The sequence below is a fragment of the Arthrobacter sp. B0316-1-20 genome, from assembly GCF_059091865.1.
Map to the genome: position 1 here is coordinate 1 of NZ_JBNHHC010000050.1, position 22,743 is coordinate 22,743.

Genomic DNA, 22,743 nt, shown 5'->3' on the forward strand with positions numbered 1-22,743 from the left:
TGCAACGTGCTGCTGTCATAGACGTCGAACGTCACCTTGCCGTCCGTGTGCTCGGTCACGTAATCCATGAACAACTTCATGCCCTTGTTATTCGAATTCGTCGCCGGCAGCGGCTCAGAAACCACGAACTCCACCGGTTCCATCGCTGCGATCGAATCGCCCGCGTTCCCCCCGGCCCCCGCATCCGAGGCACCCCCGGCACACCCGGCGAGCAACACCGCTGCGGCCGACAGCGACACCACAGCCGCACCAACACGACCACGACCAACCTGATTAGGCTCCAACATGAGACTCCTATGTCTTCTTAGTACGACCGCCGGCTACTTCGCCGACGAGATACCCGGCAACCACGTCGCTATCTCCGGGAAGATCACGAGCAGGACCAGGAACAAGACGCACGCGCAGATGAATGGCGTTACGCCCTTGAAAACGTGCATGATCGTGACCTTCTGGTCACCCTGTTTGCTCACTGACCTCGCAATACCGAGCACGACGAAGTTCAAGATGCCAAGCGGCGGAGCGATGAGGTCGATTTCTGCGAGCACGATGAGGAAGATACCGAACCACACCAGGTCGACGTCGAGTGCAACCAGTGGTCCGAGGAACACGGGGATCGTGAGCAGCATCATCGCGAGCGTGTCGAGGAAGAAACCGAGAATGAGGTAGATCGGGATCAGGAGCAGCAGGAAGCCGATCTTCGTGAATCCGAGATCGATCACCATGTCGGCGATCCACCGGGTAAGCCCGCTGAGCGCCATGACCCGAGTGAGCATGTTCACCCCGATGAGGAGCGCGAACACCGCCGCGACCGAACCGACCGTCTCCGTCAATGTCGAGCCGATGTAGCGGCCGAAGGTCGGCGCGGTCTTCACCGGCTCGCCCGCTCGCCGTGACTTTCGGATGCCGAGTGCGACGATCACGCCGCCGATCACGAGCGCTGCCACCGCGCCGAGCGCACCCGATTCGGTGACGGTGAAGAATCCCGAGAAGATTCCGCCGAGCACGAGGATCATGAGGAGCAGCACGGGGATGAGGCCGCGCAGCGACGCTAGTCGTTCGCCCCAGGAGTAGCGGGCGCCCCTTGGAGCAGCGTCCTTGACCAGAAGCGCCCAGCCGATGATGACGACCGTGAAGAGCGCCGCCAGCATCAGCCCGGGCACGATGCCGGCGAGCAGCTGAGGCCCAACGGGCGTGCTCGCAACACCGGCATAAATCACGAGAAGCACGCTCGGCGGGATCACCTGCCCGAGGGTGCCGGCCGTCGCGACCGAGCCGACCGCAAGTGTCGGTTTGTAACCCGAGCGGAGCATCTCCGGGATGGAAACCCTACCAATCGCGTAGGTGATCGCGATCGTGCTTCCGCTGATTGAGGCAAGACCCGCACCTGCAATGTTCGTCGACACTGCCAGGCCGCCCGGCACGGGCGCCAACCACTTCCGCGCCGCGTCATAGGCGCCGGTCATGATTCCGGTCTTGCTAAGTGCAACGCCCATGAGGACGAACATCGGGATCACGCTCAGCGACCACGACCCAAACGACGTGAACACGACATCCTGCAACGTCCCCCACAGCGCTCTCGGTCCGGCGAGCACAAGCAATCCGACCGTAGCGGCTACCATCATCGTGGCGAAGACCGGGATCTCCAGCAGCATCAGCGCGATCATCAGGAACACCACCGCCGCGCCGACGAGAAGCTTATTCGAGGGCGCCAGGAACAGGTAGGTGGACAGCAGCAGCACTACTGCGGCAACGATCACCACGCCGATTACGTGGCGGCGCGAGCTGCCGCGGTTCTTTGGATCAACCGGAGCCGCGGAGGCTGCCTGCTGTGAAGTGCCAAGAGTTGTAGCCATCAGTGCGTCTCCGTTCCGCGCGGCGTCATCGCCAGCGCCGGCTCAATCAGCGGGCGGTCGCCCTCGTCACCGCGAATAGCGGCTTCCTCAGCGGATACCGGCAATTCATTTGCGAATGCCCGTACGAGCTGCGCGAGCGTCTGCAGCGCCAGCGCGAGGAGGCCCACCGCCACCGCTATCCGGCCGGGCCAGATAACTACCCATCGGTAGCCCTCAGATGCCTCGTTCTTAGCGACCGAGTCCATAGCGCTTTCGAAACCCGCCCATGCAGCGAGCACCACGATGATGAGCGTGACTGCCATCGCCACGATCTCCACGACCTGACGTGTACGCTGCCCAGCTCCCGAAGTCAGCAGGTCAACCCGGATATGCTCACCGCGGTACAGCGCGCAGCCCAGCCCCAGCGCGACCGCGGCAGGCATCGACGCGTACTGCGTGATCTCGAGCGTGCCGGGCAACGGACTGTGGAAGATCGCTCGCGCGAAGGCGTCCACGACGATATGGAGCGCTATGACCCCCATGAGGACTGCTGAGATCGCAGTAGCCACCTTCGTGACTGCGTCGATCCAACTGAGCCAACTCTTCATCTGCCTACTCCCTTGTAGAACTCGGCACTAGTCCGCCGTCAGCGCCTTAGTGTCGCCGCCGACGGCATGTTTGGTATATGAACCCGGCAAAGCGTATGTCTTGCACATAGTGACGGTCAACACCCTGCCACAAATGTTATCGAGCTTCCGTGTCAGTGTGGTCACGACACTGGCGACAGCGGTGCGCGGCTCACGTGGACGGCCCGCCTTCAAAGCGCGCGTTCGCGTTGTTCACGTAGTCGCGCTGCTGTCCCGGAGGGATGTACTGGCTCTCCCACGCCTGAATCCGTGCGTATGTCGGGTGAGCGAAGAGGCCCCCGCCCCAGCCCTGGTATTGCTCCGTCCCCTCCGATTCCTTGACCTTCTCGAGATACTCGTCCATCGGCGCGTAGCTGTTCGAGTCCCTGACCGCACGCAGCAGCCGCCAGACTTCGTGCACGCCAGGCAAGGCAAACGGCAGGATGTCGATGGACTGTCCCATGGCGCTCAGCTCGGCAAGCGAGGGGCGCCGGCCGATCGCGTTATTCGGAATTGCATACGCCGGCCCGGGCGTCACCTCAAGAGCAGTGCGGATCTGATCCCAGGTATGCAGTCCCTCATAAAAGATGACGTCTGTGCCCGTCTCCTCCCGGTAGAGCAAGCCGCGCCGGATCGCCTCGTCGAGGCCGCCTCCCCGGGCACCGTATCCGTCCGTGCGCGCTACGATGACGAAGTCGGGATCGAGCTCGTCCCGGGCCTCGACCGCCGCATTGAGGCGGCCGATCGCCTCGGCGTCGGAGACGAGTTCAATACCCGAGCGGCCGCCGGCCCTCTTCGGATCCTTCTGATCCTCGATATGGATCCCGGCGACCCCGGCTTCGATGAACTCCCGGACTGTGCGCCGGATGTTCGCCGGCCCGCCGCCGAAGCCGGTGTCGGCATCGCAGAACACCGGGATCTCGACAGCACGCGCGACCTCCTTGGCCTGCGCGACAACTTCGGTCATCGTGAGCAGTCCGACATCGGGCACGCCACGCCAGTGGGAGGACATTCCTCCGGAAACCTCGAACGCCTCAAACCCGGCCCGTTCGGCCATCTGCGCATGCATCGGCATCACGCCGAACGGCATGATCACGGTCTCCGGGCGCTCAAAAATTCTCTTTAACCGGGTCGTCTTGCGATCACTCACTCGCATCCTCGCTTCGTGCTGAAGTTACCCGCGCCATCGCCCCACGGAGGTTATGCATATAGTATGAAAACCTCTCACAGAAGAGAGCACCAGCACAAGGGAGTCGAGCATGTACATGACTGAGGTTCAAACCGCCGAGTTCGCCGCGCTGCGCAAACTGATCAGCGAGCGGCACAGCGTGCGCGGCTTCCACCCACGACCAGTTGAACCGGCGACCATCGAACTGCTGCTCGAGACCGCCCAGCTGTCACCGTCCTGGTGCAACTCCCAGCCCTGGGAGGTGATCGTCACGACCGGTGAGGCGACCGACCGATTCCGAGATGCACTGGGCGCGTACGCGGCATCACACCCGTCAACGCCCGACTTCGGCCTGCCTGCCAGCTACGACGGCGTCTACCGCGAACGACGCCGCGAGGCCGGCTGGGCGCTCTATGAAGCCGTCGGCGTGCAGCGCGGCGACCGCGAGGCCAGCGCTGCACAGGCCGCCGAGAACTTCCGCCTCTTCGGCGCACCGCACGCGGCGATCGTCACAACCGATCGCAACCTGGGTGTGCCCGGCGCGATGGACTGCGGCGTCTGGCTGTCCGCGTTTCTCCTCGCTGCGCAGAGCATGGGAATCGGCGCGATCCCGCAGGCGGCTCTCGCGATGCATCCCGATTTCATCCGCGAGCACTTCGGCCTCGATGAGTCACGTCAGATCGTATTCGGAATCAGCTTCGGTTACGAAGATGCAGAGCACCCAGCGAACGGGTTTCGGATCGGCCGCGCAGCGCTTGAAGACGCTGTTCGCATCGTCAGCTGACGTTCACGCCGATGGCACAGCCCTCGCCCACTCGTGGTCTTGTCAGTGACGGTCGAAGTGTGAGCCGTTTTGCGAGTCGAAAAGTGAGCCACGCTGACGTTGGATATTCTGTGCGGTCCGGACACATGGCTGACAACCCGTTAGCGCGGTGACAGTGCAACCATCGGGCCGTCGATGACCTTCGGCTACGTCGCCGCACATCGGGTGGCCGACCAGCTCGCGGCGCAGGGCGAGACGACGGCGGGCGGAGTGGCAGTGCAGTAACGCGCGAACGAATCACGGAAGCTGGGCCGAGAAAACCGGTTCCGGCTCCCGGGGATCCGTTCGCCTGTAGGGGCTCCTACTGATACCAGCCTCCCCGGCCGCCATCGCTCAGGATCGTCTGCGATGATGCTGCGTGAGTCGTCGCTGAGCAGAAACAGGATCGGGCCCACCACGTCCTCAGGTGTGGCGATGCGACCGATCGGACTGGCCTTGAGCGCCGTCTCGCGGTACCTGCGCGCACCCGCCTCACCAAGGCCGGCGACGATCGCCGGCGCGCGGGAAGCCTGGGGCGACACACAGTTCACGCGCACGCCCTCGAGCGCAGCCTCTGCGGCAAGCAATGGTATGTGTGGATTTTCCCATACGGGCCCACCACGATCTGCTGACGCAGTCGAAACTCCGTCATTGCTAACCCCGGCGGAGAACGGTGGATCCGATAGGCTGATACACAAGCGGGTTATGCACTAAATGCTTGACCTTGTAAAAGCGTGCAAGCTAGCCTTGGCACGTATCGCACATGGGTGTGCGATATTGCACAGTGGCGAATGGTTCGCTTCTGCCGTAGACGAAAGTAGTTCTGATGACCATGAAGCGTCTGGCCCTCAAGGTTGCGGGTGTTCTGTCCGTGGCGGTGTTCTTGTCCGCCTGTTCTTCGGATGCTGAGTCGGCAAATTCGGAGGAGACGCTGGAGACGATGGATCCAGTGGTGTTGACGGTGAGCGAGCCGTTGACGGCAACGTCCTCGAATTTTCTTGCGCTGACCGCGTTCATGGATCGGGTGCGGGAGGAGACCGGAGGCAAGGTCGATTTCGAGGTCTATACGGACAGCACGTTGCACCCGATCGTGGAGGCGTTGCCGGCGATCGAGTCGGGGCTCACCGATATCACCTTGTTCTCGCCGTCCGTGTTTCAGGACGAAGCGCCTTCCACGTTTTGGGCGCAGGGACTCGGGTCGTTTGCGTTTGGCAGCACGCCCGAAGAGAAGCTCGCGGGATCGCCCGCGCTGCTCGGCACCATCGACTCTTCAGAGGACATTAGACGGGACCTCCTGGCACACAGCGCCGTCCCCCTTGCATCGTGGATCTCGGACTCGTACTCAATGCTGTGCACAAAACCTGTGAAGACCGCTGAGGATGCTCAAGGCTTGCTGGTGCGCACTCCGGGGTCGCCCTACACGGAGGAAGTGGAGGCCCTGGGGATGACCAACGTTTTCCTCGAGAACGCTGAGATGTACGAGGGCTTGCAGCGAGGCGTCATCGACTGTGTGGTCGGAAGCATCCCCCCGAACATGAACTCCGGTCTGTGGGAGGTGGCGAAGTACTTTGTGCCGCTCCAGTTCTCCGCGAACGTGGGCTCCGGTTACATCATGAATAAAGAGACGTGGGATTCGTTGCCAGGTGATGTTCAGGAGATCATCCAGAACGCGAAGGGTACGATCACCACGGACTATCTCCGGAATACGGCCATTCAGAATGCCCGGTGGGTCGAGGAAGCGCCTGGGCAGCAAGTGCAGTTTCTGCCAGTGGACCCTGAACTGGCAGCAACACTGAAGTCGGCTCAAGCCGAACTCACCGAGCGGCTCGCCGAGACGGCTCCCGACTTCGCCGATCCGACGACAGAGATCACAGCGTTCAAGGACTATTTCGCCGAGTGGGAGGGGATCCTGCGCGACGAGCTCGGGGTCGAACCCAACGACGGGTCCACGGAGGCCATCTTGGAGTCATACCGCACCCTGGCGACGGACTTCGACTGGGACAAATACCAAGACAGGCTCAACGAATTCCTCCAGGAGAGCGCAAAGTAACCGAGGCCGGCGTAGCGCCACAAGTGGGCAGCCATTACCGCCAATGGCCCAAACTCGGGATGTTTTAGTCGAAGGAGGTTGACTCAGTGCAGGACTCACGCTCGGCCGGACACGGCGCTGGCTTGCTGGCAGGACGGCAACGGCCGCGTGCCGTAACTGCAGGTGCCAATTGCGGCGCGAAACCGAATACTTCCTCGGCCACAGGGGGTATGCGATGAAGGATGCACTGTGGCTCCGCTGTATTGACGGTATCGTGCGCGGCGCGGTCGCCGTTGTGGCAATCATCGTCGCACTGATGATGCTCCATGTGGCCCTGGATACCGCCGGTCGCAACATCTTCCTTCAGCCGTTGCCTGGCACCCTCGAGGTGGTCAGCTACGTCTGGATGCCCGCGATCGCGATCCTTGCCCTTGGCTACGCACAGCTCACGAATGAACAGATCCGTGCCACGGTCATGACCGAGCACACCTCACCCAGAACGCGACGTGTACTCGAAGTAACTGCTGAGATCGTCGGCGGGCTTGTCGTTCTCTTTTTGACGGTGCTCAGCGCGGCGAACCTCATGGATTCGCTGCGGCTCGGTTCGACGTCCACCGGAGCGCGATGGCTCCCGCTGTGGCCAGGTCAGCTGATCATCGTTGTGGGCTTCGGGATCGTCGTCCTCGCGGCAATCGCCCGGACCTATCGTCTCCTCCACGGTGAAGAGATAGCCGAACAGGATCTCATTTCCGACGAGGAAGGCGTGACCATTGCCTAGTATGCCTGTGATGACTGTGGAACCGGCTGCTCCGGCACCACGAGTTCGACCGAAGGTTCCGACGTTCGTCATGTGGATCCTGGGTGTTTCCGCCGTGGCGGTCGCAGGGGCGATGCTCTTTGGTGAAGCACCGAAGCTGACTGTCGGCGTGCTGGCCATCGTCCTCCTTCTCCTTCAGCTGGCGGTCGGTATCCCGATCGGGTATTCGATGATCATCACTTCGGCGATCGGGCTTCTGGGGATGCTCGGCTATCGTGTGGCCACCTCGTCTATCGGGAACATCGTCGAGGACTCCGTAACATCATGGTCCCTCAACGTGGTGCCCCTCTTCGTGCTCATGGGAATCGCGATGTGGAAGGGAGGCATCACAGGCAAGGCCTACTCAGTCGCGAGACAGTGGCTCGGATGGTTGCCTGGAGGTCTGGCGATCGCCACGAACATCGCGGGCGCTGGGCTGGCCACCACGAGCGGCAGCACAGTGGGAATCACGTTCGCACTCGCACGCATGTCCCTTCCCGAGATGCTCTCGGCGGGGTACCGGTCGACTCTTGCGACGGGATCGGTTGCCATGGCCGGGACGCTAGGGCAGGTGATTCCGCCCAGCATCCTCTTAGTTATCTATGCCGGCGTCGCATCGGTGCCTGTGGGCCCCCAGCTGTTGGCTGGCCTGGTTCCGGGTCTCCTTCTCGCAGGGGGATTCTGCCTCGTCGTCGTTCTCTGGGCGATTCTTCGCCCAGCAGACGCGCCGCGAGCGCAACTCGAGGGAGTCACTTGGAGAAGCCGCCTGCTTGCTCTTCGAGACATCGTGCCTCTTGCGGTCGTCGCTCTTATCGTCATCGGAGGCATGGCGAGCGGCTTCTTCACGGCATCTGAATCGGCGGCCTATGGCGCCCTCGCCGCATTACTCGTCAGCTGGCTTTCCTTTGGACGAGGAAAGCGAGGTGTTCGTGGCACCTGGGTCTTTCTCCGGGAAACGTTCATCGAATCGGTTAGGTCCATCTCCGGCCTTTTCATCATCCTCGTCGGAGCGCTCATGCTTGCGCGCCTGCTCACGATCAGCGGGCTGGCGCAGCAACTGACGGGCTGGCTCTTGGACCTCAACCTCGGGCGGGTCGAGCTGCTCCTCCTGCTGATCGTCTTCTCCATCGTGCTCGGCATGTTCCTCGAATCGCTTCCCATGATCCTGCTGACCGTACCCCTTTTGCAGGCTCCGCTCGAGGCGATCGGTGTGGACATGATCTGGTTCGGCGTGTTCATGATCATCATGTGTGAGATCGGTATGGTGTTCCCTCCCATAGGACTCCTTACGTTTATCGTGCATCGTCTTGCCCAGAACCCGCAGGTGAATGTGGGCAAGACGGTCACTTTGGGTGATGTGTTCAAGGGCATCATGCCGTTCGTTGCGGTCGCCTTGCTCGTGACGGGAATTCTGATCGCATGGCCGGACATCGTGCTTTGGATACCCTCCCTGTCCGGCGGATAAGGCGAGCCTCTGTTGTGGAAGCCGAATGAGATTCGCTGTGATTCACGACAGTCTGCGCGTCGCAGAGGGTTGCGGTGGAGCCTGGTCCGACGGGTGGCAGAACCCGAGTTCTTCCACGAGCGGTTCTCCGAAGAGGACGGGGTCGTCTCCGCGCTGGTGGGTCTTGACGTCGTCAGCGCGATGCGAGAGCGTACGGCATTCACCAGGGAGCTCTTGGACCGCCTTCGCGGATTGGGTCTGATCGTCGCCACGGTGCGGTGAATCGCTCGATCAAATTCGCTGCCGCTGACAACCTCTCCCTCGGTTCCGTGCGGCCACGGTAAAATCCGGGGCCGCCTACTTCGACTCCGCCGGCAAGGACCTGCTGGTGGGCCTGCTGCTGGCTGCCGCCCGGGCGGAGAACCGAGCGAGCAGGTGCATTACTGGCTGACCCCGCCCACCGAGGACCAGGCGATGCAGCATCTGCACGAGGCCGGGTGGCGGACGGAGACCGAAGCGGTGGCCGGCGCGATCAATGCCTCGGATAAACAGCGCGAGGGCATCTACGGCACATCCCGGCAGGTGGCCTCGCGCTTGAAGAACGAAGAAATCGCCGCCTGGGTGTGAATCCGCCGGCCCGGACGATGACCGGCCGCAGTTCTTCCCAGAGGAGTTCGTGCGGGGAAGAACACCCTTTACGCCCTGTTAAAGGAGGGTGCGGGCACTGCCGGGCCCCTGGTGAATTCGCTAACCGGGGCCACCGTGACGGCCGCCGAGGAGTACGCCGTCGCCCAGTGCGGGGGGCCGGCTGGGCATCCCGATGCTATGCGTGCCCGATGAGGCCGCCAATGTCTGCCGGTGGGCGAATCTGCCCGACCTCTACAGCCACTACGGATCCCGCGGCATCGTCCGTCTTCACGTTGCTGCAGTCCTGGTCCCAAGGGGTGGACGAGTGGAACGACTCCGGAATGAAACGACAACGTCGTCACCTACGGCGGCATCGCCGAGGAGGAGGGGTTCATCAGCGAGCGGCACAGCGTGCGCGGCTTCCACTCACGACCAGTTGAACCGGCGACCATCGAACTGCTGCTCGAGACCGCCCAAGTGTCACCATCCTGGTGCAATTCCCAGCCCTGTCAGGTTCAAGATCAATGTCTCTGATCCCCCGCGAACGGGTTTCGGATCGGCCGTGCAGCGCTTGAAGACGCTGTTCGCATCCTCAGCTGACGTTCAGGCCGACTGCGGCGTCCGCACCCGTTCGCGGTCGATGCCCATGTCAGTTCTCCGGGGGCGCCACTTCGATCTCGGCTCCTTCGAGCAGCTCGCAGGCCCGCACCTGGCAGCCGAGGCGGCTGTTCTCGCGGTAAGTGTCCATGACCTCGAGCAGGTCGTTCTCGTCCCTGCTGGAGGGCGTGACCTTGTCAAACACATCGGCGGGCAGATAGACATGGCAGGTCGCGCAGGAGACATCGCCGCCGCACTCCCCCTCGATCTCTTCGATGTTGTTGTCAACGGCGATGCGCATGAGCGTCTCACCGTCCTTGGCGTCGATCGTGCGGACGTCCCCGCCAGGGAGACGGAATCGGATCGTGGTCATAGGTCCTGCTCTCTTCGGATTCAGACGGTCTGAAAAATTCGTACATTGTTCGGATTAAAGCGCGCCCGCATCTCGGTGAAGCCGGTCACGCTGCGGTCCGCGATCCACCTGGGGTTCTCGGGGTCGAGGATCTCGAGGTCGGGGAAAGCGGCGAGCACCTTCGTGTAGAAGGTGCTAAGTTCCAGACGCGCAAGGTACCGGCCGAGACAGAGATGGACACCGGCACTAAATGCCAGGTGTTCGTTAGGCGTGCGCTCGATGTCGAAGCGGCTCGGCTGCTCGAACCGTCGTTCATCCCAGTTCGCGGAAACGAGATATCCGACCACCCAGTCACCGGCCCTGATGTGCCGACCCTGCCATTCGAAGTCTTCGTTTGCGATTCGGAGTCGGTTCTTCGCAGGCGTCGACCACCGAAGGACTTCGTCAACGGCGCCACCGGCCTTGCCCGGGTCCTCGAGCAGCTTCGCCCGCTGATCCGGGTGTGTCATCAGCAGCCACAGGCCCGTGCCGGCCGAATTGCGGGTGGTCTCCATCCCGCCGGCAATGGTGCCCGCGAAGCGGCTCTTCACTTCATGGAGGCTCAGTTCGTCGCCGTCGACCGTCATCTGCGTGATCACAGTCGCGAAGTCGTCCTGGGGATTGCGCTTGCGCTCTTTTGCCATCTCGGCGCAGTAGTCGAGCAGCTTCTTCTTCCCGAACTTCGAGGTCGCGACCTCGTCGCCGTCGATCGTGAACTTCGGGTCTCCGGCGGCAAGCCACTGCCATGCCGCGAGGCTCAGGTAATCCCAGTCCGATTCCGGCACTCCCAGCAGACGGAGGATCACCTTTGCCGGCAGGGGCGCGGCGAGATCCTCGATGATGTCGATCTCCCCGCCCTTCTCCACCGCTTCTGCGATGATCTCATCAACGATCCGCTCGACCTCGGCGCGCATCTTCCCGATCGCCGGAGCGGAGAAGTGCTTGTTGAAGGGTCTGCGGTAGAGGCCGTGAATCGGCTCATCGAGTGTGCTGGGGCCTACGTCGTAGGCGAGTTCGAAGCGCTCCTCCGGAGTGAGGCGCTTCGGCGCGCGCGGCACACGCGTGTCCCACCGGTTGCTCAACTTATCGGAAGCGAGCAGATACTCCTTGACGTCGTCGTATCGAGTCACCGCCCAATAGCTCTTGCCGTAGCTGGCGTCCTCCGTCCAGTGAATCGGATCCTCGTCGCGCAGCACCTTGAAGGTGTCCTGATAGTCGCCCTTCGCATACCAGTGCGGGTCGAGCAGCGTATTGTCGATCTGTGACCAGTCTGTCGTCATCGCCTGCCACCTCCTTCGATCATGCATATAGTGTATATCAAAATGGCCCGCGTGTACTAGAACCGGCCGGATCACGCTGCGAGAAGGAGCAGAGCGGGGCCCGTGGGCCCCGCTCTCATCCGAACTGCGATCAGGCGGACTGCAGAATCTGCGCCTTGCTCGGTGAGAAACGTGCCTTCATCTCGCGGAATCCGGTGTTGGTACGGTCCTGGAGCCACTGCGGGCGGTCCGGCTCGAGGACCTCCAGGTCGGGGAACGCGGCGAGCACCTTCGTGAAGAGCGTCTGGAGTTCAAGCTTCGCCAGATACCGCCCCATGCAGAGGTGCACTCCGACACTGAGCGACAGGTGGTCGTTCGGCGTCCGGTCGATATTGAATCGGCTCGGGTCCTCGAACTGCCGCTCGTCCCAGTTCGCGGATAGCGTGAACCCGAGGACCCAATCGCCCGAGCGGATGCGCCGACCGCGCCAGTCGAAGTCGTCGGTCGCGACGCGCAGCCGGCTCTTCGACGGCGTCGACCAGCGCAGCACCTCGTCGACCGCGGCTCCCGCCTTGCTCGGATCCGCGAGCAGTTTTGCCCGCTGCTCCGGATTGGTAAGGAACAGCCAGAGGCCGACCCCGCCTGCGTTCGCGTGGTCTCGAGACCAGCGCCGATCATGCCCACCAGCTGGACCTTGAGCTCGTGGAGGCTGAGGGGATCGCCATCGACCGTCGCCTGGGCGGTGACGGTCACGAAATCGTCGCGGGGATTCTCACGACGGTCCAGTGCCATCTGCCCGCAGTAGTCGAGCAGCTTCCGCCGTCCGTACAGGGATGTGGCCACCTCATCGCCATCGCGCATGAACTTCGGTTCGGAGGCCGCAAGCCATTCGTTCGCCGCGAGTGCGATGTAGTCCCAGTCCTCCTCGGGCACGCCAAGCCAGCGCAGGAGGACCTTCATCGGCAGCGGCGCCACGATGTCGTCGATCAAATCGATCTCGCCGCCCTTCTCGATGGCCTCGGCGATGAGCTCGTCGACGATCCGCTCGATGTCCGCCCTCATCTTGCCCACCGCCGGCGCGGAGAAGTGCTTGTTGAACGGGCGGCGGTAAAGTTCGTGCAGCGGGTTGTCCAGCGTGACGGCGACCACGTCCCAGCCGAGTTCGTGCCTCTCCTCGGGGGTCAACCGCTTGGGGGTGCGCGGAACGCGCGTGTCCCAGTGGGAGCTGAACTTCTCCGGGCTCAGGAGCAGCTCCTTGGTGACGGCCCAGTAGTCCTTGCCGTAGCTCGTGTCCTGAGTCCAGTGCACGGGATCCTCGTCACGCAGCACTTGAAAGTATCGTGGTGGTTCGCGGCCGCGTACCACGCCGGGTCCAGTAGCAGGTTGTCGATTTCCGTCCAGTCCCGCGGCATGCGGCGCTCCTCTCCTCGTGGGGAAATCCCTCGAATAGCGTACCGGTTATGCACTAAATGACAATCGTCGGCTCATCCGGCCCGCACACGCGCGGTGAGCGGGTCGAACTCGATGCCGGGCCGATACAGGTTGTCGAAGGTGCCGGTGGCCTCCATCAGCAGCGCCGTCGGCGCGTCCTCCAGGAGGATCCCCCCTCCCTTCACCTTCGCGCCCGCGGCATCCACCCGGCAGAACGGCAGGCGACGCTCCGTGGCCTCACGGAAGGCCGGGTGCATCACGGTAAGCGTCACCTCGCCGTCGATGACCTCAAGCCAGGGCTCCCGCAGGCGCACCGCGAGCAGACCGCCGTGCGCGTCGAACTCGACCCCGCCTCCGAAGCGAAAAACCTGCGGTCCACCATCGATCGTCTCGACGCCGACAAGGGGAAAGGCGATACGGCCATCATCTGCGATCGAGGCCCCCCCGCTAACGTCAGTCACCCCCTCGCTGCCGTCGACGTACTGCCGAAAGCTCTCCTTGACGCCCCACAGGAGTTCGCCAGCGGTTGCCATGAACACCACCTCCACTTTTAAGTCGTTACGCTATATTGGCACATAGTGCAAAGTTATAACTACCTATCCCGCACTTGCCGCCACATCCACCGCGCATCGCCGCGCGATCCGAAGGAGGTCTGATGAGCACCGCAACCGCCGTCATCTACCGAGGGCCACGGTCCTTCACGCTTGAGGAGGTCGCCCTGCCCGATATCGGGCCCGGCGAGATGCTCATCGAGGTGCTGCTGTGCGGCGTCGACGGCTCGGAGCTCAAGATGTTCAACGGCGACATCGATCACATCGAGCAGAAGAAGCCGCTCGTCTTCGGTGATGAGATCATCGGCCGTGTCGCCGAAATCGGCGAGCGGGCCAGCGCCGAACGCGGCATCGCCGTCGGCGACCGCGTCACCGTCGAGGCACGCTGGCCATGCCCGGAGGGTTGCCGCAACTGCCGCAAGGGCCAATACTTCCTCTGCAAGAACAATCCGAACGCCCACGGCTACGGCACGATCGCCCTCGCGGTCGAACCGGGTCTCTGGGGTGGATACGCCACCCACGTGTTCGTGCCCCAGGGCGGCCTGGTGTACAAGGTGCCGGAGGTGCTTCCGGACACGGCGGCGCTCTTCGGCTGCTCCGTACTCGCCAATGGCCTGCGCTGGACGAACGTATCCGGGGCCGGCCCCGACACGAGAGTCGTCGTCATCGGCCCCGGCCCCCAGGGTCTGGCATGCGTCCTCACGGCATCACGGGCCGGCGCCGAGGTGGTCAGTGTCGGCCTTGAGCGAGACGCCGCCCGGCTCGCACTCGCCGCGGAACTCGGCGCCACTCACACGGTCGCGATCCCGGACGGCGAGGCCCCCGAAGCAACAGCCGCACGCATCCGTGCGCTCGTCGGCGAGGTCGATATCGTCATCGACATCGCTGGATCCGTGCCGGCGAAGCAACTCGCCTGGGAGGTCGTCTCTCAGCTCGGCACGATCACCAATGTCGCCGTAGCAAGCCCGCGCGTCCAGGAGATCGACTTCCTCTCCAGCCTCCGGAAGGAGCTGACGATCCTCAACCTGACCTCGCACCCGCATACAGTCGGCGAATCGCTCGACCTCGCCGCGGAACTCTACGAAGACGGCATCGACCTCGGCCGGCTGATCTCTCACGAGTTCAGCCTCGCCGATGCAGCGAAGGCCATCGACGTCGCCGCATACCGCACGGAGGAGATTCCGATCAAGGTCGCGTTGAATCCTGCACTGTAAGGGGCCGGAATGCCCGTCTATCCGGCGCAGTCGACAGCACGTCCCAGCGATCGCACGAGGTCGTCCCGATACTCCCGTGCAGAACGCGAGCCCGGTGCGATCCGGTCGAACCCATGCGGGCAGCCCGGATACACGCGCAGCTCGGTCATGACGCCCGCCCCGATCAGGCGGCTGCAGTAGTCGAGGCACTCGTCGAGGAACAGATCGCAGTCGCCGACGAATATCGATGCCGGCGCAAGCCCGGCGAGATCCGTGGCCCGCGACGGCGCAGCATACGGCGACACGTCGTCACCGCCGAACGCGTCCCCGAGATACGCCCGCCAGGCGAACAGATTCTTCTCTCGATCCCACACTCTGGGATCGGTGATGGCAAGGCTCGAGGGTGTTCGGTTTCTATCGTCGAGCATCGGATATACGAGCATCTGGTGCGCGATCGGGACCTCGCCACGGTCGCGGGCCATGAGCGCCACCCCGGCTGCAGTCCCGCCCCCTGAGCTCGCGCCGCCGACCAGGATCCGCTCGGCATCGACTCCGAGCGCCTGGGCGTTGCCGTGGACCCAGCGCAGCGCCGCATAAGCGTCCTCCACCTCGGCAGGAAACGGATGATCAGGCGCGAGCCGCGGATCGACCGAGAAGATCACCACGCCGGTTGCCGCGGCCAGTGCCGCCAGCAACACACCGTCCTGCCCCGCGTGGCCGAGCACATGGCCGCCACCGTGTATCCAGACCATGCTCGCCGCGCTGTCACCCCGCTTCGGCGGCCCGTACCTTCGCACCAGAACCTCGCCGGAGCTGCCCAGCCCGGGCGCCCACTCGTCTGAGAGCTCCACGACGCCAGGCTCGATCTCCCGATCCGACCCGGCGACGCTCCCGCGCCGCGCCTTGCGTGTCCCTGGCAGATCCGCAAGGTCCTGCGATAGCCCGGACGCGACGGCGACCGCGAGTTCTTCGTTCATTCTCGGTGTCAGATCAGACAAGGCCTCTCCGTTCAGCGATCGACAAATGCCCAATATGTGCATAGTTTTACATCATGAGCTTAGACCCGACTGACTCGCGGACGATGGAAATCGAGCACCTGGAGCGGACACCGGGTCGATTCGCGACGGTGATGCTCATTCTGATCCTCGGCCTTCAGACATCATTCGGTCCGCTGTCGTCAGGCCTCTATATGCCGGCGCTGCCCGAACTCGCACGTAACCTCGGAACGACGGATTCAGCAGCCCAGCTCACCCTCACCCTGAGCCTCATCGGTCTCGGGGCAGGTCAATTCCTGTGGGGTCCACTCAGTGATCGTTTTGGTCGACGACGGCCTCTGATGCTCGGCGTCGCACTCTTCGTGGTCGCATCTCTCGCGTGCGCGCTCGCCCCGACCATCGAGGTGCTGATCGCTGCGCGCCTGCTGCAGGGCCTGGGCGGTGCCTCGGGCGTCGTCATCTCGCGCGCAATCGTCCGCGACGTGTATGGGGAGACCGGCCTCGCGCGGGTCTACTCCCGGCTCCTCCTCGCGGGCAGCCTCGCCTCGATGCTCTCCCCTCTCCTCGGCAGCGCAGTCCTGCAGATCTCGGACTGGCGCGGCATCTTCACCGCACTCGCGGGATTCGGTCTCGTGCTCCTCGCGCTCTGCGCACCATTCCTGCCGGAAACGCTCCGAGGACCCTCGGCGCCGGCCGTCGGGCGAAAAGCCCTCCGCGAGTACCTCACGCCACTGCGCAAGGGAAGCTTCCTGTTCTTCGCCCTCACCCTCGTCATCAGCACTTCAACTGTCTTCACCTACCTCACCTTCATCTCATTCGTGATGCAGGTCGAGCGTGGTCTCGACCCGATCGGGTTCGCCATCGTGTACGGCGTGAACGCAGCAGCGATCCTCCTCGGCAGCCAGCTTGTTCCGCTGCTCGTGCGGCGCTTCCGGCTCGAGCAGCTGCTGATCGCGAGCCTCATTCTGTCGGTGCTCGGATCCGTGGGCGTCCTGCTGTCGAGCGCCGTTCACGCACCCCTCTGGGTCCTCCAGATCGCGCTCTTCATCACGACCTTCCAACTCGGCATCGTTTCACCCGTCTCCATGTCGCTCGCCCTTCGCCGAATCAGCCGCAGCACGGGAGGTGCATCGGCGATACTCGGCGGAGGGCAGTTCCTCATCGGCGGATTTCTCACCGGGAGCGTCGCGGCACTCCTGGGCTCATCGTCGATCACCATGGGATCGACGATGATCGCTACGGGGACCGTGGCCCTGATGCTGGGTCTGCTCGGCGTCCGACTGGATCAGGTCGACTCGAACTGAGTCCAGCCCCGCGTCGCCGCCTGGAGATCAATTCAGCGCGGCCGGATCGAAGGTCTCGGTGTACACGTAGAGCCGTGTGAGGCGAACCGACGCGATCCGCCATTCACCATTGACTTTACGATAGCGCTCCCAGTAGTGCCCGGCACCTCGAAACCGATAGCCGGCCTGCGGCCAGACCAGCACATCCTCCATCGGCCATATACCTTCAGCCTCGCCGTCCGCAGTGAACGTGATCTCCGGCTGATGTCCGTGGTGAACCGTGACCACGCCCGCGAGGAAGGCTTCGATCCTCTCCATGAACGCATCGACGCTCGTGCCCGTCCGCGCGCGCTCGGGAACCGACGGCTGCAAGGCGATGACGTGCGAGGGAACTCCGCTCTCCATCGGGCCGATCTGCGCCCCCTCGGTGAACACCGACCGAAGCAGCTCCCAGTCGCGCATGTCCACGCCCCTGAAATAGCGGGCCTTGAGCTGCCGGATCGCCTCGACATCGTCAAGCATCGGCCGAGCGCTGCTGTCGTTCGATGTCACGTCAACCGCCTCGTCATCGTCTCTTCACGCACCCCACGGGCTAACCGGCGTGCCGTGCGTCCGTTTGCAGCCATCGGCATTGCGGCGGAGGACAGCCGCAGAGTAGCTTGATAATGCACACTATATGCAAAAACCCGGAGGCGTGAGCAACATGGCCGACCCGACAGACCTCGACTATCGGCTTCGGCTGCTCGAGGACGAACGCTCGATCCAGAGGACGATGGCACGATACGCTCACTCGCTCGATCACGGCGATCTCGACGCGTTCATGGACTGCTGGGCAGAAGGCGCGGTCCTGGAATGGCCGATCACCGGCCGGCTGGAGGGACGAGACGCCCTGCGCGCAGGGTTCAGCCGACACATGCATGCGCCAGAACACGTACACAAGCACCTCATGGTGGAGCCACTGATCGAAGTCGACGGCGATACCGCTTCGGCGACGAGCATGTTCGCCCGCCTGGACTTCTTCGATGGGCGGCCGATCGTGCACAGCTTCGGTCGGTACTTCGATAAGTTCGCACGCTGCCCTGATGGCATCTGGCGGCTCACTCACCGTCTGCCGGCCGCCGAAGCGTTCTGCCCCGACCTCGGCATCGTGCTCAGGCCCGGACTCGATCCGGTGCCCGGTGCAACTGTCGCCGTGGGCTAGCCATCCCGCCCCCCCCACGAAGATAAGGTCGGATCATGCAATATCTGGATTCTCCACTACCTCCGACACAGAATAGACCCATGGCGCCACTAACAACTCCCCTCACGACTCCCCGCGGTGCACAGACACTCGCTCGGGGACTCGCAATTCTCCAGTACCTTGTCGACATGGGCACCCCGGTTACCGCAACTGCGATAGCAGAACAGACAGGCACGCATCAGAGCTCTGCCTCTCGACTGCTCAAAGCGCTGATCGAAGCGGGCTACGTGCGGAAGGTGCGAGGGGAAGGCTTCGCGGTGGATGTCGGGGTGTTCTCCCTCGCGGCCACCACCGCCCGCGTATTCGCGCCCACCGAAAAAACCCAACTCAAAATGCGCGAGTTGAGCAACGAATCACCCGATCTGATCATCACGCTCGGCGCGCTCTGGAAAGACACGCTGGTTCATCTCTACCGGGTTTCTAACAATGACATCGTTCCCCTGTCGGTTTCAGCAATGCCGCTTCATCTCTCGTCGCATGCGCTCCTCATCCTGCTCGAAATGCCTGAGGACCAAGCGCTCGAAGCATTGGAGAGTTCCCGTAGACGCTTCGGGTGGGAACGCCCGACCAAGAACGTTCCGGACACCGAAGCAGGAGTACTCGAGGCAGCCCGGGAACGCTATGACGACGGCATCTTGATCCTCGACCGTTGGCGGAGCCCATCCCGCCGCCAGGGAGCGATTCGAATCAACGCCACATGGGGACCTGCCGGACTCGCATACATTGGGGATCTCAGTTCCCTTTCGCGACCGACGCTGAAGGAGCTGCTCACGGAGGGTGCCCAGGCTATCGAGGCGACGCTTGATTAAGAACAGGGCGTGTCTCAGAGCCTGTTCCTGAACCTGCAAGCGGTGCCGCAGGCTGGCCGGCACCCGATCGGAGGTTGTTAAACGGGCGGAACTTCTGGTAGTGCGGTGATTGTCGAGATCGCCGAAGCTACAGGAATTCCTTCGTGTTAGATTGCTATGCCCGGAACGAAAACGCCAACGGCCGCGCGCAAACTCGCGGAAGGGGCCGGAGGAGGCACCGGGGCCGCGACGGGCCATTTCAGAATCCGTTCGGCACAGATCCCGGCGTTGGTCCTATCCAGTATCTCGCTGAGCTGCCCATCAGGCCGATCGGAGATTTGGACTTGGCTCCGCACGCCAGTAGCGCCCGATCCTATCGAAAGATCGGACGCCACCGACGTGTCAGAGTATCCTCGCCTTAATGCTGGTGGGTTGTCAGGTCGTAGTCCTTGGACTCTCTGGTGAGCAGGATAAAAATAATGCTGACCAGCGCCATTCCCATTAGGTACCAGACCACAGGGGCGATGGACTGCCCCGAGGATGCGTAGATCGTGGCGAGGATCGTTGGCGTGAAGCCCGCGCCGATGAGGGTCGCGAACTGGTACCCCAGGGAGGCCCCAGTGTAGCGAGAGGTTGTGCCGAACTGCTCGGAGATGAACGCCGCCAGCGGGCCATAGATTACGGAGTGGCAGACCAGGCCGATGGTGAATGTCGCGAAGATCAGCAGCACGTTGCCGGTGGCCAGCCAGGAGAACATCGGGAAGATCAGGGCCACGAACAGCAGCGAACCGACCACCATGACCGGACGCCGACCCACTCGATCAGAGAGCCGGCCCATGCCCACCAAGGAGAACACGCTGATGAGGGATGCCCCGGCGAAGGCATAGAGTACCGACTGCCGGTCGGCACCGTTCTCGACTGCGTAGGCGATCGCGAAGGTGGCTAGGAACACTTGGAGCCCGAACACTGAGGCCCCGGCAAGCATCGTATAGATCAGGGCACGCGGGCGGCGTAACACCTCGAGGATCGGGACCTTGCGCTTGGCCGGGGAGCCCTTGGCGGCCTCCTTCGCCAAGGCGGCCTGGAAGATCGGGCTCTCCGAAATCCGGGAGCGGACGAAGATGCCGACACCCAGCAGCACGAACGAGAAGAGGAACGGGATGCGCCAGCCCCAGGAGAGAAAATGCTCCTCCGGCATGGCTGCGAACATGCCCATAATGAGAGTTCCCAGGGCGGCGCCCGTCGGAGCGCCGGCGTTGGCGAAGGATGCGGCAAAGCCGCGACGGCCCTGAGGGGAGTGCTCCAGGGCCATCAGGGCGGCCCCACCCCACTCGCCGCCTACGGCAATGCCTTGGCAGACTCGGAGCAGAATCAGAATGACTGCTCCCCAGGACCCGATCACGGCGGCGCTTGGAATCAAACCGATAAGTGCAGAGACTACGCCCATGAGGAGCATGGAAATGATGAGCATCTTCTTCCGGCCCAGACGGTCGCCGAAGTGTCCGAAGACGACCCCGCCGAGGGGACGCGCGAGGTAGCCGGCGGCGAAGGTGCCGTAGGCGGCAACCGCCCCGGCAAGCGGGTCGAGGTTGGTGAAAAATACGTGAGGAAAGACCAAGGCTGCGGCCGAGGCGTAGAGCAGGAAGTCGTAGAACTCGATCGTGGATCCGAGGTAGCTCGAGAGGATGACCTTGCGGGCTTCCGTAACGCGAGAGCGGGCGTCCATCGATGCCAGGACGTTGTTGGCTGGTGACGACATGGTCGTTCCTTACTGGAAGAGGTGAACTGGGAGATCGGGCTCGGGATTAAACGCCAGCACGAATCGTGCTGCATTCCCCCGAAGCAGCGAATCAGAAGTGGAATTCACTGACAGATCAGCTCGCATTCGCCGATTTGCGGAGAACTAACTCTTAGAATTGCCCTTGAAACGAGGTCGATTGGAGCGGTGACTCCACCAGTAAGTACAATCATTCCTTTTTCAAGACCTCTTCCCTGATGATGAAGTTCGCGGACCAGGTACGTGACCGCTTCCGCAGGAGAACCCATCGCAGCGGAGCCGCGGCCGAATTGCACATGCTCGCCGTTGGAGAAGCTGAGGATCAGATCCTCCGGCGCGGACGAGATCGTCGTGAATGAACTCGTCACATATCCTGCAGCGGAGGAGCCGTCGGCTGTATTGTCGGCCCAAGTAAACTCATAGCTTTCCCACCGAGGGTCTACAACCTCGATAGCCACGGCCCACAATCCTGAGCTGACGACATCGTGTGCCGTGATATTTGGTCCGGATAATTCTGCTTCGGCGCGGAAGGCAAACTCCGGCTCGGCCTTGGGATGGATGAATCTGTTCAGCTGAATAGGTTGATCAAGAAGCATCCCATCCCACAAACACCCAAAATTTGGCTTCTTGATGCCGAGCGCATCGCGCATCGCTTTTGAAGTCCATCCGAGCTTGTATCCGGTTTGTTTTTCCCCGATGCGACGACGCTCGGCATTCCGTTCAGCGGCTATGGCCCAGGCCTCTTCATCTGTCAATCCTTGAGCGTGGCGTGAGAACGGTTCGATTCCCACGACACGGCGCTCAGCCTCTTCGAGCTTCATTGCTGCCTTAGCGAGGTCCACTTCTTGCCCCCTATCCCGGAGATAGCGCTAGTACTGATGTCATGACTTAAGGCTTGGCTGTGTGTTGCGTGATCCACAGGATGGCCCCTCGATCCTTTTATCCGTCATTTCTTCAGCACCGCCGTCGTGACGCCGAAACCGGCAATGTATTCCTTGATGGGTTTGTAGAACTCGTAGGTGACCTCGTACTCGCCGCAGGCGCGCAGCGCGGAGTAGGCGGCGACCCAGGTGCGCACCTCGTGGGAGGAGTGTCCGGCGACCGCGTCCATCCCGTCGGCGGTGTAGGCGTCGAAGTCCTCCACCTTCCCGGACCTGCAGACCTGAAGGAAGGCGCGGTCCCATTCGGGGTTCAGGTCCATGATGTCCGCCTCACCGGCCGCGAACGCTTCGGCGGTGGCGATGGTCTTGGCCTGGCGGGCGGCGCGGGCCTCGGGGGTGGGGTGGCGGCCGTTGGTCAAAAACGCGCGCTGCTCGGGAGTGGCGGTGGCGATCTGGGGGACCGGCGGGTCGTGGGACAGGCCGCCCGAGCCGATGAACAGGACCTTCTTGTCACTGTTGCGGAAGTACTCGCCGATGGCCTGGCCGAACCGGCGCACGCGGGAGACCTTGGTGAACGGGCGGGCGACGGAGTTGACGAAGACCGGGATCACCGGAGTCGCATCCAGCCCGCCGAAGATGATCTCCATCGGCTGCACGGCGCCGTGGTCGACCTCCATGCGGCGGGAGATCGCGGTGTCGATGTCCCGGTCGATGACGAACTGGGCCAGCTCCTCGGCGATGCCGGTCGGGACGTTGATTGGTCCTTCCCAGGAGTCGTAGTCGCCGGTGCCCACCGCCTCGTAGCCGATGCAGAACGGGGGCATCAGGTCATAGAAGAAGCCGTTGTAGTGGTCCGGGCCGAAGTTGACCACCAGGTCCGGGTTGAAGTCCCGGGCGAACCGGCGGGCCGCCTCGAAGGCGGCCTCGACGGCGGCCTTCACCTCGGCCGGCGGGTTGGTGTGTTCCAGCAGCGGACTGTGGGACATGCACAGCAGGGCCTGGTTCATGGCTGCACTCCTTTGATCATCCTGAT

The 22,743-nt window shown here is 63.1% G+C and carries 24 protein-coding genes and 2 pseudogenes; 12 read left to right on the top strand and 14 right to left on the bottom strand.

Features of this window, described 5'->3' with window-relative positions; translation table 11 throughout:
• The 4 genes and pseudogenes from AC5RW2_RS35600 to AC5RW2_RS35615 all read right to left on the bottom strand — a co-directional run.
• Positions 1–287 (bottom strand): annotated as a pseudogene (locus AC5RW2_RS35600) (hypothetical protein); the annotation flags it as partial.
• Between the two features lie 33 nt (positions 288–320).
• Entirely contained in the window at positions 321–1,853 is a 1,533-nt protein-coding gene (locus AC5RW2_RS35605; protein WP_494032687.1) for a TRAP transporter large permease, read from the bottom strand.
• Positions 1,853–2,440, bottom strand: a complete 588-nt coding sequence (locus AC5RW2_RS35610) for a TRAP transporter small permease subunit (RefSeq protein WP_494032686.1) — start codon at positions 2,438–2,440, stop codon at positions 1,853–1,855. The genes AC5RW2_RS35605 and AC5RW2_RS35610 overlap by 1 nt, the downstream gene beginning before the upstream one ends.
• Before the next feature lie 190 nt (positions 2,441–2,630).
• The gene (locus AC5RW2_RS35615) at positions 2,631–3,608 is read right to left on the bottom strand and encodes an isocitrate lyase/PEP mutase family protein (RefSeq protein WP_494032685.1); all 978 of its coding nucleotides are present in this window, start codon (positions 3,606–3,608) and stop codon (positions 2,631–2,633) included.
• Between the two features lie 109 nt (positions 3,609–3,717).
• Between AC5RW2_RS35615 and AC5RW2_RS35620 the strand changes: the two genes are divergently transcribed.
• The gene (locus tag AC5RW2_RS35620) at positions 3,718–4,410 is read left to right on the top strand and encodes a nitroreductase (RefSeq protein ID WP_494032684.1); all 693 of its coding nucleotides are present in this window, start codon (positions 3,718–3,720) and stop codon (positions 4,408–4,410) included.
• A gap of 185 nt (positions 4,411–4,595) precedes the next feature.
• Here the strand turns inward: AC5RW2_RS35620 and AC5RW2_RS35625 are convergent, their stop codons facing one another.
• The gene (locus tag AC5RW2_RS35625) at positions 4,596–5,126 is read right to left on the bottom strand and encodes an SDR family oxidoreductase (RefSeq protein WP_494037168.1); all 531 of its coding nucleotides are present in this window, start codon (positions 5,124–5,126) and stop codon (positions 4,596–4,598) included.
• A 128-nt stretch (positions 5,127–5,254) separates the two neighbouring features.
• On the opposite strand from AC5RW2_RS35625, the gene dctP reads away from it, so the two are divergent.
• From dctP to AC5RW2_RS35660, 7 genes and pseudogenes are all read left to right on the top strand, one after another.
• Positions 5,255–6,478 (top strand): TRAP transporter substrate-binding protein DctP, encoded by a 1,224-nt coding sequence (gene dctP, locus AC5RW2_RS35630; protein WP_494032682.1) that lies wholly within the window; start codon positions 5,255–5,257, stop codon positions 6,476–6,478.
• Between the two features lie 214 nt (positions 6,479–6,692).
• Complete coding sequence (locus AC5RW2_RS35635) at positions 6,693–7,235, top strand: TRAP transporter small permease subunit (protein WP_494032681.1); 543 nt, start codon at positions 6,693–6,695, stop codon at positions 7,233–7,235.
• Positions 7,236–7,245: 10 nt separating this feature from the next.
• Entirely contained in the window at positions 7,246–8,718 is a 1,473-nt protein-coding gene (locus tag AC5RW2_RS35640) for a TRAP transporter large permease (RefSeq protein ID WP_494032680.1), read from the top strand.
• A 93-nt stretch (positions 8,719–8,811) separates the two neighbouring features.
• Positions 8,812–8,979, top strand: coding sequence for a hypothetical protein (locus tag AC5RW2_RS35645; protein WP_494032679.1), 168 nt, complete (start codon positions 8,812–8,814; stop codon positions 8,977–8,979).
• Between the two features lie 153 nt (positions 8,980–9,132).
• Positions 9,133–9,324, top strand: a complete 192-nt coding sequence (locus AC5RW2_RS35650; RefSeq protein WP_494075082.1) for a hypothetical protein — start codon at positions 9,133–9,135, stop codon at positions 9,322–9,324.
• A 193-nt stretch (positions 9,325–9,517) separates the two neighbouring features.
• Positions 9,518–9,565: pseudogene (locus AC5RW2_RS35655) on the top strand (hypothetical protein); the annotation flags it as partial.
• 170 nt (positions 9,566–9,735) lie between these two features.
• Positions 9,736–9,858 carry a nitroreductase family protein gene (locus AC5RW2_RS35660; RefSeq protein WP_494032677.1) on the top strand — a complete coding sequence of 41 codons (123 nt, stop codon included), beginning with the start codon at positions 9,736–9,738 and terminating at the stop codon, positions 9,856–9,858.
• Between the two features lie 115 nt (positions 9,859–9,973).
• On the opposite strand, the gene AC5RW2_RS35665 is transcribed toward AC5RW2_RS35660, so the two are convergent.
• The 4 genes from AC5RW2_RS35665 to AC5RW2_RS35680 all read right to left on the bottom strand — a co-directional run bounded on the left by AC5RW2_RS35665 (position 9,974) and on the right by AC5RW2_RS35680 (position 13,550).
• Positions 9,974–10,294 (bottom strand): 2Fe-2S iron-sulfur cluster-binding protein, encoded by a 321-nt coding sequence (locus AC5RW2_RS35665; RefSeq protein WP_494032676.1) that lies wholly within the window; start codon positions 10,292–10,294, stop codon positions 9,974–9,976.
• A 20-nt stretch (positions 10,295–10,314) separates the two neighbouring features.
• Positions 10,315–11,592, bottom strand: a complete 1,278-nt coding sequence (locus AC5RW2_RS35670; protein ID WP_494032675.1) for a cytochrome P450 — start codon at positions 11,590–11,592, stop codon at positions 10,315–10,317.
• A gap of 130 nt (positions 11,593–11,722) precedes the next feature.
• Entirely contained in the window at positions 11,723–12,196 is a 474-nt protein-coding gene (locus tag AC5RW2_RS35675; protein ID WP_494037171.1) for a cytochrome P450, read from the bottom strand.
• A gap of 859 nt (positions 12,197–13,055) precedes the next feature.
• Positions 13,056–13,550, bottom strand: coding sequence for an HtaA domain-containing protein (locus AC5RW2_RS35680; protein ID WP_494075083.1), 495 nt, complete (start codon positions 13,548–13,550; stop codon positions 13,056–13,058).
• A 107-nt stretch (positions 13,551–13,657) separates the two neighbouring features.
• Here AC5RW2_RS35680 and AC5RW2_RS35685 point away from each other — a divergent pair, with 107 nt between their 5' ends.
• Positions 13,658–14,767: a zinc-dependent alcohol dehydrogenase gene (locus AC5RW2_RS35685; protein ID WP_494032673.1), complete on the top strand. Its 1,110-nt coding sequence runs from the start codon at positions 13,658–13,660 to the stop codon at positions 14,765–14,767.
• Positions 14,768–14,784: 17 nt separating this feature from the next.
• Here AC5RW2_RS35685 and AC5RW2_RS35690 read toward each other — a convergent pair whose 3' ends face one another.
• On the bottom strand, positions 14,785–15,723 hold the full coding sequence (locus AC5RW2_RS35690; RefSeq protein WP_494032672.1) for an alpha/beta hydrolase: 939 nt from the start codon (positions 15,721–15,723) through the stop codon (positions 14,785–14,787).
• Between the two features lie 74 nt (positions 15,724–15,797).
• Here AC5RW2_RS35690 and AC5RW2_RS35695 point away from each other — a divergent pair, with 74 nt between their 5' ends.
• Complete coding sequence (locus tag AC5RW2_RS35695) at positions 15,798–17,045, top strand: multidrug effflux MFS transporter (RefSeq protein WP_494032671.1); 1,248 nt, start codon at positions 15,798–15,800, stop codon at positions 17,043–17,045.
• Between the two features lie 27 nt (positions 17,046–17,072).
• Here the strand turns inward: AC5RW2_RS35695 and AC5RW2_RS35700 are convergent, their stop codons facing one another.
• Positions 17,073–17,576 (bottom strand): nuclear transport factor 2 family protein, encoded by a 504-nt coding sequence (locus tag AC5RW2_RS35700; protein ID WP_494032670.1) that lies wholly within the window; start codon positions 17,574–17,576, stop codon positions 17,073–17,075.
• A gap of 151 nt (positions 17,577–17,727) precedes the next feature.
• Between AC5RW2_RS35700 and AC5RW2_RS35705 the strand changes: the two genes are divergently transcribed.
• Both AC5RW2_RS35705 and AC5RW2_RS35710 read left to right on the top strand, forming a co-directional pair.
• On the top strand, positions 17,728–18,225 hold the full coding sequence (locus AC5RW2_RS35705) for a nuclear transport factor 2 family protein (protein WP_494032689.1): 498 nt from the start codon (positions 17,728–17,730) through the stop codon (positions 18,223–18,225).
• Positions 18,226–18,305: 80 nt separating this feature from the next.
• Complete coding sequence (locus tag AC5RW2_RS35710; RefSeq protein ID WP_494037170.1) at positions 18,306–19,073, top strand: helix-turn-helix domain-containing protein; 768 nt, start codon at positions 18,306–18,308, stop codon at positions 19,071–19,073.
• Between the two features lie 397 nt (positions 19,074–19,470).
• Here AC5RW2_RS35710 and AC5RW2_RS35715 read toward each other — a convergent pair whose 3' ends face one another.
• The 3 genes from AC5RW2_RS35715 to AC5RW2_RS35725 form a co-directional block, all read right to left on the bottom strand.
• A complete protein-coding gene (locus AC5RW2_RS35715) occupies positions 19,471–20,811 on the bottom strand; it encodes an MFS transporter (protein ID WP_494032668.1) in 1,341 nt (446 codons plus the stop codon).
• A 104-nt stretch (positions 20,812–20,915) separates the two neighbouring features.
• On the bottom strand, positions 20,916–21,650 hold the full coding sequence (locus tag AC5RW2_RS35720) for a 2-keto-4-pentenoate hydratase (RefSeq protein ID WP_494032667.1): 735 nt from the start codon (positions 21,648–21,650) through the stop codon (positions 20,916–20,918).
• 125 nt (positions 21,651–21,775) lie between these two features.
• Complete coding sequence (locus AC5RW2_RS35725) at positions 21,776–22,717, bottom strand: 3-carboxyethylcatechol 2,3-dioxygenase (RefSeq protein WP_494002572.1); 942 nt, start codon at positions 22,715–22,717, stop codon at positions 21,776–21,778.
• Positions 22,718–22,743 lie beyond the last annotated feature (26 nt).

Excerpts from the sequence above, each read along its gene's own strand:
- AC5RW2_RS35605 (WP_494032687.1), bottom strand. The coding sequence starts at position 1,853 with ATGGCTACAACTCTTGGCACTTCACAGCAGGCAGCCTCCGCGGCTCCG.
- AC5RW2_RS35610 (WP_494032686.1), bottom strand. The coding sequence starts at position 2,440 with ATGAAGAGTTGGCTCAGTTGGATCGACGCAGTCACGAAGGTGGCTACT.
- AC5RW2_RS35620 (WP_494032684.1), top strand. The coding sequence starts at position 3,718 with ATGTACATGACTGAGGTTCAAACCGCCGAGTTCGCCGCGCTGCGCAAA.
- dctP (WP_494032682.1), top strand. The coding sequence starts at position 5,255 with ATGACCATGAAGCGTCTGGCCCTCAAGGTTGCGGGTGTTCTGTCCGTG.
- AC5RW2_RS35635 (WP_494032681.1), top strand. The coding sequence starts at position 6,693 with ATGAAGGATGCACTGTGGCTCCGCTGTATTGACGGTATCGTGCGCGGC.
- AC5RW2_RS35640 (WP_494032680.1), top strand. The coding sequence starts at position 7,246 with ATGACTGTGGAACCGGCTGCTCCGGCACCACGAGTTCGACCGAAGGTT.
- AC5RW2_RS35665 (WP_494032676.1), bottom strand. The coding sequence starts at position 10,294 with ATGACCACGATCCGATTCCGTCTCCCTGGCGGGGACGTCCGCACGATC.
- AC5RW2_RS35670 (WP_494032675.1), bottom strand. The coding sequence starts at position 11,592 with ATGACGACAGACTGGTCACAGATCGACAATACGCTGCTCGACCCGCAC.
- AC5RW2_RS35685 (WP_494032673.1), top strand. The coding sequence starts at position 13,658 with ATGAGCACCGCAACCGCCGTCATCTACCGAGGGCCACGGTCCTTCACG.
- AC5RW2_RS35690 (WP_494032672.1), bottom strand. The coding sequence starts at position 15,723 with ATGAACGAAGAACTCGCGGTCGCCGTCGCGTCCGGGCTATCGCAGGAC.
- AC5RW2_RS35695 (WP_494032671.1), top strand. The coding sequence starts at position 15,798 with ATGAGCTTAGACCCGACTGACTCGCGGACGATGGAAATCGAGCACCTG.
- AC5RW2_RS35705 (WP_494032689.1), top strand. The coding sequence starts at position 17,728 with ATGGCCGACCCGACAGACCTCGACTATCGGCTTCGGCTGCTCGAGGAC.
- AC5RW2_RS35710 (WP_494037170.1), top strand. The coding sequence starts at position 18,306 with ATGGCGCCACTAACAACTCCCCTCACGACTCCCCGCGGTGCACAGACA.
- AC5RW2_RS35715 (WP_494032668.1), bottom strand. The coding sequence starts at position 20,811 with ATGTCGTCACCAGCCAACAACGTCCTGGCATCGATGGACGCCCGCTCT.
- AC5RW2_RS35720 (WP_494032667.1), bottom strand. The coding sequence starts at position 21,650 with ATGAAGCTCGAAGAGGCTGAGCGCCGTGTCGTGGGAATCGAACCGTTC.
- AC5RW2_RS35725 (WP_494002572.1), bottom strand. The coding sequence starts at position 22,717 with ATGAACCAGGCCCTGCTGTGCATGTCCCACAGTCCGCTGCTGGAACAC.